14 protein-coding genes are annotated in these 13,776 nt (G+C 68.4%); 5 read left to right on the top strand and 9 right to left on the bottom strand.

The genetic code is table 11. From position 1 onward, the window contains the following. Window positions 1-73: 73 nt before the first annotated feature. Both AC1RRF_RS03075 and mdoH read left to right on the top strand, forming a co-directional pair. Complete coding sequence (locus tag AC1RRF_RS03075) at window positions 74-1,816, top strand: acyltransferase family protein (protein WP_492832695.1); 1,743 nt, start codon at window positions 74-76, stop codon at window positions 1,814-1,816. Window positions 1,817-1,994: 178 nt separating this feature from the next. Continuing rightward, the gene (mdoH, locus tag AC1RRF_RS03070) at window positions 1,995-3,899 is read left to right on the top strand and encodes a glucans biosynthesis glucosyltransferase MdoH (RefSeq protein ID WP_492832693.1); all 1,905 of its coding nucleotides are present in this window, start codon (window positions 1,995-1,997) and stop codon (window positions 3,897-3,899) included. A gap of 314 nt (window positions 3,900-4,213) precedes the next feature. Here mdoH and AC1RRF_RS03065 read toward each other — a convergent pair whose 3' ends face one another. The 3 genes from AC1RRF_RS03065 to AC1RRF_RS03055 all read right to left on the bottom strand — a co-directional run bounded on the left by AC1RRF_RS03065 (window position 4,214) and on the right by AC1RRF_RS03055 (window position 7,729). After that, a complete protein-coding gene (locus tag AC1RRF_RS03065) occupies window positions 4,214-4,453 on the bottom strand; it encodes an aa3-type cytochrome c oxidase subunit IV (RefSeq protein WP_492832691.1) in 240 nt (79 codons plus the stop codon). Between the two features lie 86 nt (window positions 4,454-4,539). Further along, a complete protein-coding gene (locus AC1RRF_RS03060; protein ID WP_492832689.1) occupies window positions 4,540-5,889 on the bottom strand; it encodes a serine hydrolase domain-containing protein in 1,350 nt (449 codons plus the stop codon). A gap of 37 nt (window positions 5,890-5,926) precedes the next feature. Next, window positions 5,927-7,729: a M3 family oligoendopeptidase gene (locus tag AC1RRF_RS03055; RefSeq protein ID WP_492832687.1), complete on the bottom strand. Its 1,803-nt coding sequence runs from the start codon at window positions 7,727-7,729 to the stop codon at window positions 5,927-5,929. An 86-nt stretch (window positions 7,730-7,815) separates the two neighbouring features. Here AC1RRF_RS03055 and AC1RRF_RS03050 point away from each other — a divergent pair, with 86 nt between their 5' ends. After that, window positions 7,816-8,286 (top strand): DUF1203 domain-containing protein, encoded by a 471-nt coding sequence (locus AC1RRF_RS03050; RefSeq protein WP_492832686.1) that lies wholly within the window; start codon window positions 7,816-7,818, stop codon window positions 8,284-8,286. 46 nt (window positions 8,287-8,332) lie between these two features. Here AC1RRF_RS03050 and AC1RRF_RS03045 read toward each other — a convergent pair whose 3' ends face one another. The 4 genes from AC1RRF_RS03045 to AC1RRF_RS03030 form a co-directional block, all read right to left on the bottom strand. Continuing rightward, on the bottom strand, window positions 8,333-8,764 hold the full coding sequence (locus tag AC1RRF_RS03045) for an NUDIX hydrolase (RefSeq protein ID WP_492832684.1): 432 nt from the start codon (window positions 8,762-8,764) through the stop codon (window positions 8,333-8,335). Beyond that, window positions 8,764-9,765 (bottom strand): inorganic phosphate transporter, encoded by a 1,002-nt coding sequence (locus AC1RRF_RS03040; RefSeq protein ID WP_492832682.1) that lies wholly within the window; start codon window positions 9,763-9,765, stop codon window positions 8,764-8,766. The genes AC1RRF_RS03045 and AC1RRF_RS03040 overlap by 1 nt, the downstream gene beginning before the upstream one ends. A gap of 11 nt (window positions 9,766-9,776) precedes the next feature. Beyond that, window positions 9,777-10,421, bottom strand: a complete 645-nt coding sequence (locus AC1RRF_RS03035; RefSeq protein ID WP_492832681.1) for a DUF47 domain-containing protein — start codon at window positions 10,419-10,421, stop codon at window positions 9,777-9,779. Between the two features lie 141 nt (window positions 10,422-10,562). Further along, window positions 10,563-10,967 carry a winged helix-turn-helix transcriptional regulator gene (locus tag AC1RRF_RS03030; protein ID WP_492832679.1) on the bottom strand — a complete coding sequence of 135 codons (405 nt, stop codon included), beginning with the start codon at window positions 10,965-10,967 and terminating at the stop codon, window positions 10,563-10,565. A gap of 56 nt (window positions 10,968-11,023) precedes the next feature. Here AC1RRF_RS03030 and AC1RRF_RS03025 point away from each other — a divergent pair, with 56 nt between their 5' ends. Together AC1RRF_RS03025 and AC1RRF_RS03020 are read left to right on the top strand one after the other, a co-directional pair. After that, window positions 11,024-11,632, top strand: a complete 609-nt coding sequence (locus tag AC1RRF_RS03025) for an NAD(P)-dependent oxidoreductase (RefSeq protein ID WP_492832677.1) — start codon at window positions 11,024-11,026, stop codon at window positions 11,630-11,632. A 10-nt stretch (window positions 11,633-11,642) separates the two neighbouring features. Next, window positions 11,643-12,143, top strand: a complete 501-nt coding sequence (locus AC1RRF_RS03020; RefSeq protein WP_492832675.1) for a nuclear transport factor 2 family protein — start codon at window positions 11,643-11,645, stop codon at window positions 12,141-12,143. 134 nt (window positions 12,144-12,277) lie between these two features. On the opposite strand, the gene AC1RRF_RS03015 is transcribed toward AC1RRF_RS03020, so the two are convergent. Then, a complete protein-coding gene (locus AC1RRF_RS03015; RefSeq protein WP_492832673.1) occupies window positions 12,278-12,958 on the bottom strand; it encodes a hypothetical protein in 681 nt (226 codons plus the stop codon). Window positions 12,959-13,083: 125 nt separating this feature from the next. Beyond that, window positions 13,084-13,773: a 50S ribosomal protein L1 gene (gene rplA / locus AC1RRF_RS03010; protein ID WP_492313586.1), complete on the bottom strand. Its 690-nt coding sequence runs from the start codon at window positions 13,771-13,773 to the stop codon at window positions 13,084-13,086. Window positions 13,774-13,776 lie beyond the last annotated feature (3 nt).

Below are 13,776 nucleotides of genomic sequence, written 5' to 3'. Positions count from 1 at the left end.
AGCGCGCCTGTCATGGACAGAGGCCTCGCCCTCGACCATAGACGCCCGCGTGTCAGACAGCCCCTCCCCGAGCATGCGCCGCAACGACCTGGACTGGATCCGGGTCAGCGCCTTCGGCCTGCTGATCCTGTACCATGTGGCCCTGGTCTATGCGCCGTACGACTGGCACATCCACAGCGCCCACACCTTCCCCTGGCTGCATGAAGCCCTGCTGCTGACCAATCCGTGGCGGCTGACGCTGCTGTTCCTGGTGTCCGGCGCGGCGCTGCGGTTCATGACCGCGCGGCGGACGGCGGCCCAGACCCTGAAGGCCCGCGCCGAGCGGCTGATTCCGCCGTTGCTGTTCGGCGCCCTGGTGCTGGTGCCGATCCAGTCGTGGGTCGAGGCCCTCGACAAGGGCGGCTTCACCGGAAACTTCGCCGACTGGCTGTGGCACGAGTTCGGTCCGGCCGGCCTGGCCGACGGCGTGCCGGTCAACCACCTGTGGTTCATCGTCTATATCGCGGTCTACAGCCTGGTCGCCGTGGCCCTGATGACCCGCCCCGCGCTGATGGCCCGGGCCGAGGCCTGGCTGGTGCGCAACACAGCCGGGTGGCGCGTGCTGGTCGTGCCGCTGGTCTATCTGATCATCATCCGCATCGTCCTGTTCCCGTACTTCGGCATCACGAACAAGCTGACGTGGGACTTCTACAATCACTTCCTGTCGCTGGGGGCCTTCCTGTTCGGCTTCCTGATCGTCGGGCATCAGGGCGTGTGGGCCGAGCTGGAGCGTCGCCGCCACCTGTCGCTGATCGTCGCCGTGATCGCCCTGCCGATCATGATGTGGCAGGCGGCCCACCCGGGCGGCGGGACCTGGTTCGGCATACCGCGCGCCGTCGTCTTCGCCATCGACCAGTGGGCGGTGATCACCGCCATCCTGGGCTACGGCAGCCGCTACCTGCGCAAGACGCCGGGGCCCGCCCTGCCCTATCTGGTGGACGCCACCTTCCCCCTCTACCTCGCGCACCAGACGGTGCTGGTGGTGGCCGTCTGGTTCCTCCGCCCCGCGAACCTGCCCGCCCCGCTTGAGGCCGCCTGCCTGGTCGGCGTCACCTTCGGCGTCAGCCTGCTGATCTATGAGATCGTGCGCCGCATCCCCCTGATCCGTCCGCTGTGGGGGCTCAAGCCCTTCCCCGCTCCCGCCGGACGGCCCCGCTACCATCGCCGCCGCCGGCTGCTGATGATCGGCATGGGCGCGCCGGTGCTGGCCCTCACCGCGGTGCTGATCGGCGTGGCGACCTGGCCGGGTTTCGATCACGCACGCCAGTATCTCAGCGAGCTGGGCGGAGCCTCGGCCCCCATGCCCCTGATCTTCAACGGCGGTGTCTTCATCGCCGGCGGGATGTGCATCGCCGCGGGCGTCGGCTTCGGCCTGGCCATCCACGCCCTGACCGGGCGCTGGTTCGTCGCGGGCCTGACCGCCGTGGTCTTCACCCTGGCCGGGATCGGACTGGCCGCCTCCAGCCTCTATCCGTGGCCTGACCCCCGGCACATGGCCATCAACCTGGGCCTCGGCATCCAGCTGGCGCCCCTGCTGCTGCTCTGGGGGCTATGGAGTCACGTCGACATGAAGCGGCTGAAGATCTTCCTGGCCGCGGTCTTCGTGGCCATGGCCGTCCTGACCGCCTTCACCTACCATCTGGTGCTGCCCGGAACGGTCAACGACGCCAATGTCGGCTGGTGGGAGCGGGGCTATGCGATTATCCTCGTGGGCTGGGTCGGAATCGCGGCTTTCGTGATCGAACGCCGCCTGAAGGCCCACGCAGGCCGCGACTGAAGGCCCGGGCCGGGCCGCCGACGTCCCGGAAAACGGGCCTCTTTCAATTTTTCTTCGCCATTCACCATTCCGTGATTGAAAATCGCGCGGAAGTGATCGACATTGCAGGTGTGTTGCAATGCAGCAAATTCCACCCGGCGCCCCGGCCGGTTGCGGGATCAAAGGCCTGGACTGACTTATGAGCAACCAAGCGATCCGGATCGACGCCGCAAACGCTGCGTCGACCCAGACTGACCGCCCGGCTTGGACCTGGCTGCCGGACGAAGCGCCGATGGCCATGCCGCGTCAGTCCCTGAACAGCTGGGACGCGACGCCGGACGTCCCCACGCCCGCCACCTCGCCGGTGAATGTCGGCGGTCGTCGTTTGGCGCTCGCCGTTCTGACCGCGATTGTTACAGCCCTGGCCCTGATCGCGCCGGTGGCGCTGTTCGCCCGTCACGGCTTCGACGCTCTGGAAGTGGCCTCCCTGGTGATCTTCGGGGTGCTGATCACCGCCATCGGCTGCTGGTTCTCCAGCGCCGCCATCGGCTTCTGGGTGCTGCTGACCGGCCGCGAGCAGGATGACCTCGCCTTCGCCCCGCATCCGGCCGAGCCGACCCAGCGCACCGCCCTGCTGATGCCGCTGTACAATGAGGACGCCCGCGCCGCCTTCGCGCGTCTGGCCGTGATCGACAATTCGCTGGCCCGCCTCGGCGTCTCGGACGCCTTCGACATCTTCGTTCTGAGCGACTCCACCAAGCCGGAAGCGGCCGATCAGGAGCATCAGGCCTATCTGGGCTTCCGCGCCCACGCCCACAGCCGTGTCTTCTATCGCCGTCGCGAGAAGAACATCGAGCGCAAGTGCGGCAACCTGTCGGAATGGACCCAGCGCTTCGGCGGGGCCTATCCGTTCATGCTGGTGCTGGACGCCGACTCGACCATGGCCGGCGAGACCATCCTGCGCATGGTCGACGCCATGGAGCGCAACCCGGGCATCGGCCTGCTGCAGACCACCCCGACCATCATCAAGGGTCAGACCCTGTTCGCGCGCGTGTCGCAGTTCAGCGTCCGCCTGTACGGCCGCGTCGCCGCCGCCGGCCTGGCCTGGTGGGCCGGTTCGGAAGCCAGCTACTGGGGCCACAACGCCATCCTGCGCACCGAGGCCTTCGCCTCCACCGCCCACCTGCCGATCCTGGCGGGCCGCGAGCCCTTCGGCGGCGCGATCCTGAGCCACGACACGGTCGAGGCCGCCCTGCTGCGCCGCGCCGGCTGGGCCGTGCACGTCACCGCCGCCCTGGACGGCAGCTGTGAAGAGACCCCGGCCACCATGCTGGACTTCATCCGCCGCGATCACCGCTGGTGCCAGGGCAATATGCAGCACCTGGGCCTGCTCAAGACCCGCAGCATGACCGTGATGAACCGTGTCCAGATGGCCATGGGCTTCATGGCTTATTTCTCGTCGCCCCTGTGGCTGGCCTCGCTGCTCGCCGGCATGGCGATCCAACTGCAGTACCCGACCGACTGGGCGTCGTTCGGCTATCTGCTGAAGCCCGAGTTCTCGCCCTTCATGCTGGCCACCCTGCTCTCGGGCGTGCTGCTGATCGGTCCCAAGGTCATGGGCGGCCTGCTGGTCATGAGCCGTCCGCGCGAACGTCGCGCCTTCGGCGGCGGCAAGCGCATCTTCAAGGGCATGGCCATGGAGATCTTCCTGTCGGCCCTGATCGCCCCGATCATGATGGTCGCCAACACCAAGGCCATCATCCAGATCGCCGCCGGTCATGACGCCGGCTGGCACTCCCAGGACCGCGACGCCGACGGCGTCAGCTGGAAGGACGCCTTCCGCTCGATGCGCTGGCAGATGATCACCGGCCTGCTGTTCTGCGTCGGCCTGGGCTTCCGTCCCGACCTGATCACCTGGTTCGCCCCGGTGGTCCTGCCGCTGCTGTTCGCCGCCCCGCTGGTGGTCCTGACCTCGCGCCGCCGTCTGGGCGACGCGGCGGCCAAGGCCGGCTATCTGGCGGTTCCGGACGAGGCGGGCGTCAGCGTCAGCACCATCCCCAGCACGCAGCAGGTTTCGGCGCTGCGGGCCGTCGCCGGGGCCTGATCGTTCCGGCGGCCCCGCCGCCATGGTGCATCCGCGCAACACTGTTCCGCATTATGCTGCGCCGCAGCATAAATTCGATCCCGTCCTCTGGCGCACACCCTCGCCGCTGATAGGCTGATCGGGCTTTCAGAAGGCGGGAAACGGCCCAACGGCCTCGATTTCATCCTCGGATGGGTCAGAGAGTTGGGCCGTGGACCCGCTTCGCAGCCGCTCCCCACATTACGCAGACGCGAAAAGGCCGGACTGCCTGAACAGCCCGGCCCTTCCTCAATCTCGTATATCTAAGACCGCCGCGCCGTTCGCGCGGCCGGGCCTCAGTGCGCCGAAGGCGACCGCAGGAACCACACGCCCGCGACCATCATCACGACCGCCACGCCGGCGCCGGCGAAGAAGTTGCCGTTCGGCATGAACCAGATCGTCAGGAAGGCCAGCAGGGCCGCGATCGCCAGCGAGCCGTACTTGGCCATGCCCATGAACAGGTGGAACGTCGACGTCTGCTCGCTGATTTCCATCGAGCCTTTAACGTAGTCGTCGTGGGCGTGGGGGTCGGCCATGGGTCGGGTCCGGATTCGGGAAAAGAAAGTTCGCCGCCCTTATACCGGGGCCGCGCTCAGGCTCAAGCGGGACGCGCCATTTCGGCTCAGTCCAGCGCCGCCAGAACGTCGCGGGTGAAGGCGATGGGATCGAAGCGCTTGCCGGTCGGGTCCTCGCCACGGCGGACGATGACGATGTTCCGGCTGGGCACGATGATGACGTACTGGCCCCGATTGCCGTTCGCCGAGATCGTATCGGCGGGAACGCCCTCGGACGTGTTCATCAGCCAGAAGGTCGCGCCATAGCCCTGCTCGCCCATGGGCTGGGGGCCGGACGGGGTGGAGACATACGCCAGCCAGTTCTCCGGCAGGACGCGCTGACCGTTCACGACGCCATCGTGGGCGTACAGCTGGCCGAAACGGGCGAGGTCGCGCGCCGTCGACCAGACCTGGCTGGAGAGGACGTAGTTGCCTCGCCAATCCGTCTCGGCCCAGGTCCGGTGCATCCCCAGTGTCTGGAAAAGCTCCGCCGGCGGATGAGCTTGGAACGTCGGTGCAATCGCCAGCGTGGCCAGCAGGCTGTCGTTGTTCGCGTAGCGGAACCGCATTCCCGGCCGCGCGATCAGCGGCCAGGTCGTGACCTGCTCGTCCACGCCCACACCACCGAAATATAGCGCGTCGGTGCGGTTCCCCGCCGTGTCGCTGTTCAGGCCCGAAGCCATCCGCATCAGTTGGTCCAGGGTGATGGCCGCGCGCGGATCACCGGGCCGGTTCCAATCCGGGATAGCGGCGGGCGCATTGACGTCGATCTCTCCGCGGTGGGCCGCCGCACCGATCAGCGTGCCTGCGATGGACTTGGCCACCGACCACGTGCGCTGGGGCGTCTCAGGCCCGAAGCCCGGCGCATATCGTTCGCCGACGATCCGGTCGTTCTGGAGCACTACGATCGCCGTCGTGTTCACCCCCTCGCCGTAACCGCTGCCGAACGCCTTGCCGACGACAGCCTCGAACGCCTCGACGTCGCCTGGTCGGCCGGTCCGGAAACCCCGATCGGGTGTCCGGGTGGACCACACCCACAGGTCGCCGGCCTCACCCTGCCAACCCGTCGGCAGGATCGTGCAGCCCGCGTTCGGCCTCCAGACGGCCATCCGGGGCGGCAGGGTCTCGTCCCAGGCCACCGACACGGAATAGTCGTCTATCTGAGCCGGCATCTCGCGCACCAGCGCGTCCAGCTCGGGATAGACGCCGACCAGTTCGTTCCTCTCGACACTCTCAAGCGTGCGCGAGGCGCCCGCCATCGCGCCGTTCTTGACCGCGCTGCACACGGTCAGGGCCTTGTACCCCGCCGCCATGGCGCGGACGCTCGCCGAAGGTCCGGACGGCGGCGTCTGGACGGGCGTCTGTGCCCCGGCGGGCAGGGCGAAGGCGGCGGCGGCCGCGAGGATCAGGATGCGCATGGCCGGGACGGTCGCCCGCCCCCGCCGGGGCGTCAACTCAGACCATGGTCTCGAACTGGTCGATCAGCCGCTCCAGCCGCTTGGTCCCGATGGTCCAGAAGGCCGGATCGCGGGGGTTCAGGCCGAACGGCGCCAACGCCTCGACGTAGCCCCTGGACCCGCCGCCCGCGAGCAGGTCGCGGTACAGGGGGGTGAAGGCCGCCGGGTCCTTGGCCCGCGTCTCCATCAGCGCCGCCACCAGCAGGTCGCCGAAGGCGTAGGCGTAGACGTAGAAGGGCGAGTGCACGAAGTGGCTGACGTAGCTCCACCAGTGCTCATAGCCGGGATTTAGCGTCACCGCCGGGCCCAGGGACGCCCCCATCTCCTCCAGCCAGATCTCGCCAATGCGCTCGACCGGGACTTCGCCCGCCGCCCGCTCGTCGTGGAACCGGGTTTCGAACCGGTGGAAGGCGATCTGGCGCACCACAGTGTTCAGCCCGTCCTCGATGCGCCCGGCCAGCAGACCGCGCTGCTCGGTCTTGGGCGCGGTCTTCAGCAGGCGATCGAAGGTCAGCCCCTCGGCGAAGATGGAGGCCGTCTCGGCCAGGGTCAGGGGCGTGTCGGCGAGCAGGGACCCCTGCCCCGCCGCCAGCGTCTGGTGCACCCCATGCCCCAGTTCATGCGCCAGGGTCAGCACGTCGCGCCGCTCGCCCATCCAGTTCAGGAAGACATAGGGGTGCTTGTCCGAGGTCACCGGGTGGGCGTAGGCGCCGGACTGCTTGCCCGCCCGCGCCTTGCCGTCGATCCACGGCTTTTCGAAGAAGCCCTGCGCCCGCTCGGCGAAATCCCCGCCTAGGTCGCCGAAGCTCTCCAGCACCAGCGCCTTGCCCGCCTGCCAGTCATAGCCGCGCGGGGCCGTGGTCTCGAGCGGGGCGTTGCGGTCCCATTGATCCAGCTTCGACTTGCCCAGCACCTTCGCCTTCAGGGCGTAGTAGCGGTGCGACAGGCGCGGATAGGCGGCGGCCACGGCTTCGGCCATGGCGTCCACGGACTCGCCGTCCACCTCATTGGACAGGTGGCGCCCGTCGGCGGGGCGTTTGAAGCCGCGCCACCTGTCCTCCAGCGCCTTGTCGGCGGCGACGGTGTTCAACACCAGCGCCATGGTCGCGGCGCGCGCGCCCAGCGCCTCGTCCAGCCCCTCGGCCGCCGCCTTGCGCTTGGCGCCCTTGGGATCGGACAGGCGATTCAGCGCCTCGGCCAGGGTCAGCTCGTCCTTGCCCGTCTTCACCTTCATCGCCGCCAGGGTCTCGTCAAACAGGCGCGGCCACTGGGCGCTGATGGGGCCGCGTTCGGCCAGGAAGGTCTCCAGCTCCTGGGACAGCTCATGCGGCTTCATCGCCCGCGTCCGGCGCAGCCACGGCGTCCAGCGAGCCGCGGCGGGATGGGCCTTCAGCGCGGCCTCCACGGCGGCGTCATCCAGCTGGTTGATCTCCAGCGTGACCCAGATGGTCGGGGTGGCGATGGCGGTCAGCTTCTCGCGAACCGTCGCCTCGAAACCCTGCGCGCCCGCGTCGTTGCGGTTGGTTGAGGCGGCGAGGAAGGCATAGGCCCCCAGCGCCCCCAGCACGTCCGAGGCCTGCTCGTACAGCGTGACGGCGCGGTCCAGCCGCTGTCCCAGCGTCGCCGGATCGTCCTTGGCCGCGATCAGCTGCCCCTGCAGATCGTTCAGTTCGCCGACCAGGGCGCGGGTGCGCTCCAGATCGGCCTCGATGCGGGCGTCCTGGCGCGAGGCGTAGAGGTCGGACAGGTCCCAGACGGGGGCGTCCAGCGGATCGGCGGGGGTCGTGAAGGGGGCGTTCATGCCCTCCGTTGTGGGGATGCGCGCGGCCCGGCGCAACAGCCGAAAGACGCCAGACGCCGGGTCAGGACAGCGCGATCATCCACCCCATGAGCTTCCTGATCCACCCCCTGCCGCTCGCCCCCTTCCGTCCGCTGTTCGCGCTGGATGACGCCGGGCTGGAGGCCATGGGCGCGCGCCGAATGATCGCCGATGCGCCGAACAGCGCCCCCTGCCGGGTCAGCCTCACCGACGCCGCGCCAGGCGAGGCGCTGATCCTGCTCACCCACCGCCACCTCGACGCGCCGGCCAGTCCCTACCGCTCCGACGGACCGATCTTCGTGCGCGAGACCGCCTCGGAAGCGGCGCTGGGGCCGGACGAGGTTCCCGACATGCTGGGCCGTCGCCTGCTGTCGGTTCGGGCCTATGACTCCGGAGACATGATGATCGACGCCGATGTGGTCGAGGGCGCCGATCTGGCGGTCCGGCTGAACCTCTGGTTCTCCGACCCGACGATCGACCGGATCCAGATGCACACCGCCCGACGCGGCTGCTTCATGGCCGAGGCCCGGCGCGCCTGAGGATCTGTTTCCGGGGCGCCCTCTGATCCACGCCGGCGCCTTCGCGTCAGCGGAAGCCGCGAATTAGCTCCGCCAGGTCCGGTTCGCCGACACAGGCCGCCGCCTGTTCGACCGACATCCACAACCGGTCGCGCTCCCCCTGCTCCTTCCACGCCGGATGCACGGTGAACACCTCCAGCGGATAGACGGAGACCACGCACCAACGCGGCGCGCGCCGGCGCAGCATCTTCAGATAGCGGAACGTCCCCAACGGCTCGTCTCCGACCCGCCCTTCGACCCCGGCCTCCTCCAGCGCCTCGATGGCGGCGGCCTCGGCGTCCGTCAGGCCGGGCATGCGGCCGCCCTTGGGCGTGACCCAGCGGCGCGTCTCGCGCGAAGTGACCAGCAGAATTTCCAGGCCGTCCAGGCCACGCCGCCAGGGCAGCGCCGCCACCTGGCGCCGCTCGGCCCGTTCGGTGCGGATCACGTCAACGGCCATCAGGTTAGGAAGAATCCGCCGACCCAGAAGAAGGCCGCGCCGATGGCCGCCGCCGCGGGCATGGTGATGAACCAGGCCGTGACGATGCTGCGGGCCACGCCCCAGCGCACCGCGCTGGCCCGCCGCGCCGCGCCGACACCGACGATGGCGCCGGTGATGGTGTGGGTGGTCGAAACCGGAATGCCCAGGCCGGTGGCCATGAACAGGGTGATAGCCCCGCCCGTCTCGGCGCAGAAGCCCTGCTGCGGGCTCAGACGGGTGATCCGCGAGCCCATGGTGTGCACGATACGCCAGCCCCCGAACAGCGTACCCAGGGCGATCGCCGCCTGGCAGGTGATCACCACCCAGAACGGCACATGGAACTCGGTCCCCGCCGGCGCGCGCGACAGCAGCAGCACCGCGATGATGCCCATGGTCTTCTGCGCGTCATTGCCCCCATGGCCCAGCGAATAGGCCGAGGCCGAGACGAACTGGAGCTTGCGGAAGATCTTGTCGGCGGACGACGGATTGGCCTTCACGAAGATCCACGACACCAGGAAGACCAGCAGCAACGCCAGGGCGAAGCCGACCGCGGGCGACAGGAAGATGGCCGCGACCGTCTTGGTCACCCCGGCGACGACGACGGCTCCGGTCCCGGCCTTGGCCACGCCCGCCCCCAGCAGGCCGCCGATCAGGGCGTGCGAACTGGACGACGGAATGCCCGCCAGCCAGGTGATGACGTTCCAGCTGATGGCCCCCATCAGGGCGCCGAAGATGACCTGATCCGAGATGACGGACGGATCGATGATCCCCTTCCCGATCGTATTGGCCACGTGCAGGCCGAAGAACAGGAAGGCGATGAAGTTGAAGAAGGCCGCCCAGCCGACCGCGTAGACCGGCGGCAGGACGCGCGTGGCCACGATGGTGGCGATCGAGTTGGCCGCGTCGTGCAGGCCGTTCAGGAAGTCGAACAGCAGGGCGACGGCGATCAGGAAGACGAGGATCAGCAGAGCGTGGTCCATCCGGGCCGCTCCTAAAGGTGTTCGACCAGAACGCCGTTGATCCGGTTGGCCACATCCTCGAACCGGTCGATCACCTTCTCCAGGTGATCATAGACCTCGGCCCCGGTGATGAAGGCCATGGCGTCGCCGGTCTTGTGCGCCTCATACAGCGCCTTCATGCCGTGATCGTACAGGGTGTCGGAGTCGCTCTCCAGCCGGGCGATCTTCTCGGTCAGCTCGTTCAGGCGGCCGTGGTTCTTGCGCATGGCCGGCAACAGGGACACCGCCTCCACCGTCAGCGTCGCCGCCTCCACCGCGATGTCCCCCAGCTGGCGCATGTGCGGGGCGAACTCGCGCATCTCGTACAGGGTGATGACCTTGGCGGTCTTCTGCATCTGGTCGATCGAGTCATCGAGCGAGTTGGTCAGGCCGCGGATGTCCGAGCGATCGAACGGAGTGACGAAGCTGCGGCGCACCGCGAACAGCACCTCACGCGCCACGGCGTCGGCCTCATGCTCGTGGTCGATGATCCGCTGGCACCAGCGCGGCGTCTCGTCGCCGCCCTCCAGCACCTTGCGCAGGGCGTCGGCGCCCTTGATCAGGGTCGCCGCATGGGCGTCGAACAGCCGGAAGAAATTGTCTTCCTTGGGCAGCAGCGCCTGAAACCAGCCCAGCATCGACGAATCTCCCGGCAATCGCGGTCGCGATCATGCGCGCTCACTCCCGCGCGGCGGGCCTTGCGTCAACCCTCCGGTATCGGACGGTTCTTCATAAACGCCGAAATCCCCGGCGGACCGCAGGCCGCCCCGCGAGATGGGTCAGACCAGGCGCGCGTCATAGGCGCGGCGCGCCGCCTCGACCTGGTCCATCCGGGTCTCGGCCCAGTCGATCATCGGCCGAAGCGCCTCGACCAGGGTCCGGCCCAGAGGCGTGATCTCATAGGTGACGCTGACCGGCACGGTCGCCTCGACATGGCGCAGCACAAGGCCGTCGCGCTCCATCTGTCTCAGGCTCTGGCTGAGCATCTTCTGGGACACCCCGCCGATATGCCGCTTGAGCGCGTTGAAGCGCATGGGCCCGTCATCAAGCGTGGTCAGCAGCAGGGTCGTCCACTTGTCGGCGATCCGGTCCAACAGCAGCCGGGTCGGACAGTCCGGCGCGGACACGTCGCCCCGGGCGGTTTCCCGCGGGTGACCAGATGAGGTTTCGGTGCCTTCTTGCATGGTCGATTTCTTTATCTCACTTGGTACCCATTGGAAACCACCAAGGACATCCTGCCATGAAAATCGTCGTACTGGGCGCCAGCGGCCATATCGGTTCGGAAATCACCGAGGAACTCGCCGGGCGGGGCCATGCGGTCACCGCTGTGGCCCGCAAGCCGGAGGCGATCCCGGCCGCCGACCGCATCACCCCGGTCGCCGGCGACGCCTCTGACGCGCACGCCCTCGCCGGCTTGCTGCAGGGCGCCGACGCGGTGATCAGCGCCCTTCACTTCGATGTGCCGGCCGAGACCCTGCTGTCCGCGGTGCGCGAGGCCGGCGTGCCGCGCCTGCTGATCACCGGCGGCGCCGCCAGCCTGGAGGTCGCGCCCGGCGTCCGCCTGATCGACACGCCGGCCTTCCCCGAGGACTGGAAGCCATTCGCCACCGGCGGCATCACCTTCCTGGATCATCTGCGCGGCGTCAGCGACGTGGACTGGACCTTCTTCTCTCCCGCCGCCCTGATCGAGGAAGGCCCGCGCCTGGGCCGCTATCGCACCGGCGGCGATCAACTGGTCACCGATGACAAGGGCAAGAGCCGCATCAGCTTCGCCGACTACGCCATCGCCATGGTCGATGAACTGGAGCAACCGAAGCACAGCCGCGCCCGTTTCACGGCGGCGTACTGAGGAGCCTGTGATGAGACAGATGATCACCGCCGGCATCGTGGCCGTCGCCCTGGCGGCGGGGACGATCCCGGCGATCGCCGCCCCGGTCCAGACCGCCGCCGACAGCCGCACGGCGACCGAGGCCGAGAATGCCCGGATCGTCGTCGCCTTCTACGAGCTGGCGTTCAACCAGCACCGGCCGACGGAGGCGGCGCGCCTCTACATCGGCGACCGCTACATCCAGCACAATCCGAACGTCCCGAACGGGGCCGAGGCCTTCTACGGCTATTTCGAGGGCTTCTTCCGCGAGCACCCGCAGTCGCGCGTGACCATCCACCGGGTCATCGCCGACGGCGATCTGGTCGCCCTGCATCTGCATTCGCAGGAGACGCCGGACGATCCCGGCCGCGCCATCGTGGACATCTTCCGGGTCGAGAATGGCAAGATCGTCGAGCATTTCGACGTCATCCAGCCCGTCCCGGCCACGACCGCCAACGGCAACACCATGTTCCAGGGCGACAAGGCCGACTGACCGCCGACAACCGGCGCCCCCGCCCGGCCTCGTTCGCCCCAAAGACGGTAGGCCAAGCATCCAGGCCTCAAGCAGCCGATAGGCGATAGGCCAAAGAAAAGGCCCCGGAGATCGCTCTCCGGGGCCTTCGTTCATCAGGTCGCCGGAGCTGAAACCGGCAGACCCTGCAGCACCGCGGCGTTGAACTCCGTGGCGCAGGCGCCGGACAGTTCGACCAGGGTCGAGTTCATCAGCTTGGACCGGTCGGCCAGCAGCTCGTCCAGTGACGGCGCGGTCCCTGCGTCCGGATGAGACCACTTGTTGCAGACGTACTGGCCCACGACGGTGTTCGTGGCCCCGTCCACCAGATGGTAGACGCCGGCGTAATGAACCCGGAACCGGGCCCAGTTGGTCGGGAAGTAGCTGTAGCCCCAATCCGAGGTCTTCACGTCGACGTACAGGGTTCCGGCGGCGGTCGGATAGGCCGCGCCGGCCGCGGCGCCCGCCATGTCCAGGCGCTCACCGACGCGATAGCCGAACTGGCGCTGCATCTCGCCGGTCAGACGGGCTTCGATCGACGTGGCGGGATCGACGATGCCGTTCACGGCCGCGTAGGTCTTGCCCTCCTCGATCATGGCCAGGGCGCCGAGCGCGCCGAAACCGGCGCGGCTGGCGCGCATGGGCATGAAGCCCGGAGGTTGCTGGGTGACCGACACCAGAGTGCGGCTCTGGGCCGGACCGGCGGCGGCGGCGTCGAACACGATGGTCTTGGGCGTGCTCGCGCAGGCGGCGAGCGTCGCGGCGCAGGCCGCCACGATAATGAATCGCTGGATCAATTTATTCCCCCCTTACTCAGAACGCGGGTCACTAAGGCGCGGGGGCGCTTACGGCAAGGCTTGCGCCAAACAAAAACGGCGGGGATCGCTCCCCGCCGTTTCGCAGCTTTCGCTTGTCTTTGAGCTTAGGCGCCCAGCGAGGCCGGGTCGATCTTGAAGCCCGGGCCCATCGTCGACGACAGGCTGATCTTCTTGACGTAGGTGCCCTTGGCGCCCGACGGCTTCGAACGGACCAGAGCGTCCACGAAAGCCTTCACGTTGGCTTCCAGGGCTTCCTGGGTGAACGAGGCCTTGCCGATGCCGCCGTGGGCGATACCGGCCTTCTCGACGCGGAACTCGACGGCGCCGCCCTTGGCGTCCTTGACGGCTTGGGCGACGTTCGGGGTCACGGTGCCGACCTTCGGGTTCGGCATCAGGCCGCGCGGGCCCAGCACCTTACCCAGACGGCCGACCAGGGCCATCATGTCCGGCGAGGCGATGACGCGATCGAAGTCCATCAGGCCGCCGTTGATCTGCTCGTACAGATCCTCGGCGCCGACGTATTCGGCGCCGGCCGCGCGGGCTTCGTCAGCCTTGGCGTCCTTGGCGAAGACGGCGACGCGAACGTCACGGCCCGTGCCCGACGGCAGGTTGACCACGCCGCGGACCTGCTGGTCAGCGTGACGGGGGTCGACGCCCAGGTTGACGGCGATCTCGATCGACTCGTCGAACTTGGCCTTGGCGTTGTCCTTGACGGCCTTGATGGCGTCGGCGAACGCCATCGGCGTTTCGCGGTCGCCCGACCAGGCTTGAATGCGCTTGGCTTGCTTTGCCATGGT

The organism is Brevundimonas sp. GW821-FHT12C05 (assembly GCF_058807475.1).
This window is presented reverse-complemented; position numbering and strand designations above follow the sequence as displayed.

Coding starts and splice junctions, on each gene's coding strand:
- AC1RRF_RS03020 (WP_492832675.1), top strand. CDS start 11,643: ATGAGACAGATGATCACCGCCGGCATCGTGGCCGTCGCCCTGGCGGCG.
- AC1RRF_RS03030 (WP_492832679.1), bottom strand. CDS start 10,967: ATGCAAGAAGGCACCGAAACCTCATCTGGTCACCCGCGGGAAACCGCC.
- AC1RRF_RS03025 (WP_492832677.1), top strand. CDS start 11,024: ATGAAAATCGTCGTACTGGGCGCCAGCGGCCATATCGGTTCGGAAATC.
- AC1RRF_RS03040 (WP_492832682.1), bottom strand. CDS start 9,765: ATGGACCACGCTCTGCTGATCCTCGTCTTCCTGATCGCCGTCGCCCTG.
- AC1RRF_RS03065 (WP_492832691.1), bottom strand. CDS start 4,453: ATGGCCGACCCCCACGCCCACGACGACTACGTTAAAGGCTCGATGGAA.
- mdoH (WP_492832693.1), top strand. CDS start 1,995: ATGAGCAACCAAGCGATCCGGATCGACGCCGCAAACGCTGCGTCGACC.
- AC1RRF_RS03045 (WP_492832684.1), bottom strand. CDS start 8,764: ATGGCCGTTGACGTGATCCGCACCGAACGGGCCGAGCGGCGCCAGGTG.
- AC1RRF_RS03060 (WP_492832689.1), bottom strand. CDS start 5,889: ATGCGCATCCTGATCCTCGCGGCCGCCGCCGCCTTCGCCCTGCCCGCC.
- rplA (WP_492313586.1), bottom strand. CDS start 13,773: ATGGCAAAGCAAGCCAAGCGCATTCAAGCCTGGTCGGGCGACCGCGAA.
- AC1RRF_RS03035 (WP_492832681.1), bottom strand. CDS start 10,421: ATGCTGGGCTGGTTTCAGGCGCTGCTGCCCAAGGAAGACAATTTCTTC.
- AC1RRF_RS03075 (WP_492832695.1), top strand. CDS start 74: ATGCGCCGCAACGACCTGGACTGGATCCGGGTCAGCGCCTTCGGCCTG.
- AC1RRF_RS03050 (WP_492832686.1), top strand. CDS start 7,816: ATGAGCTTCCTGATCCACCCCCTGCCGCTCGCCCCCTTCCGTCCGCTG.
- AC1RRF_RS03055 (WP_492832687.1), bottom strand. CDS start 7,729: ATGAACGCCCCCTTCACGACCCCCGCCGATCCGCTGGACGCCCCCGTC.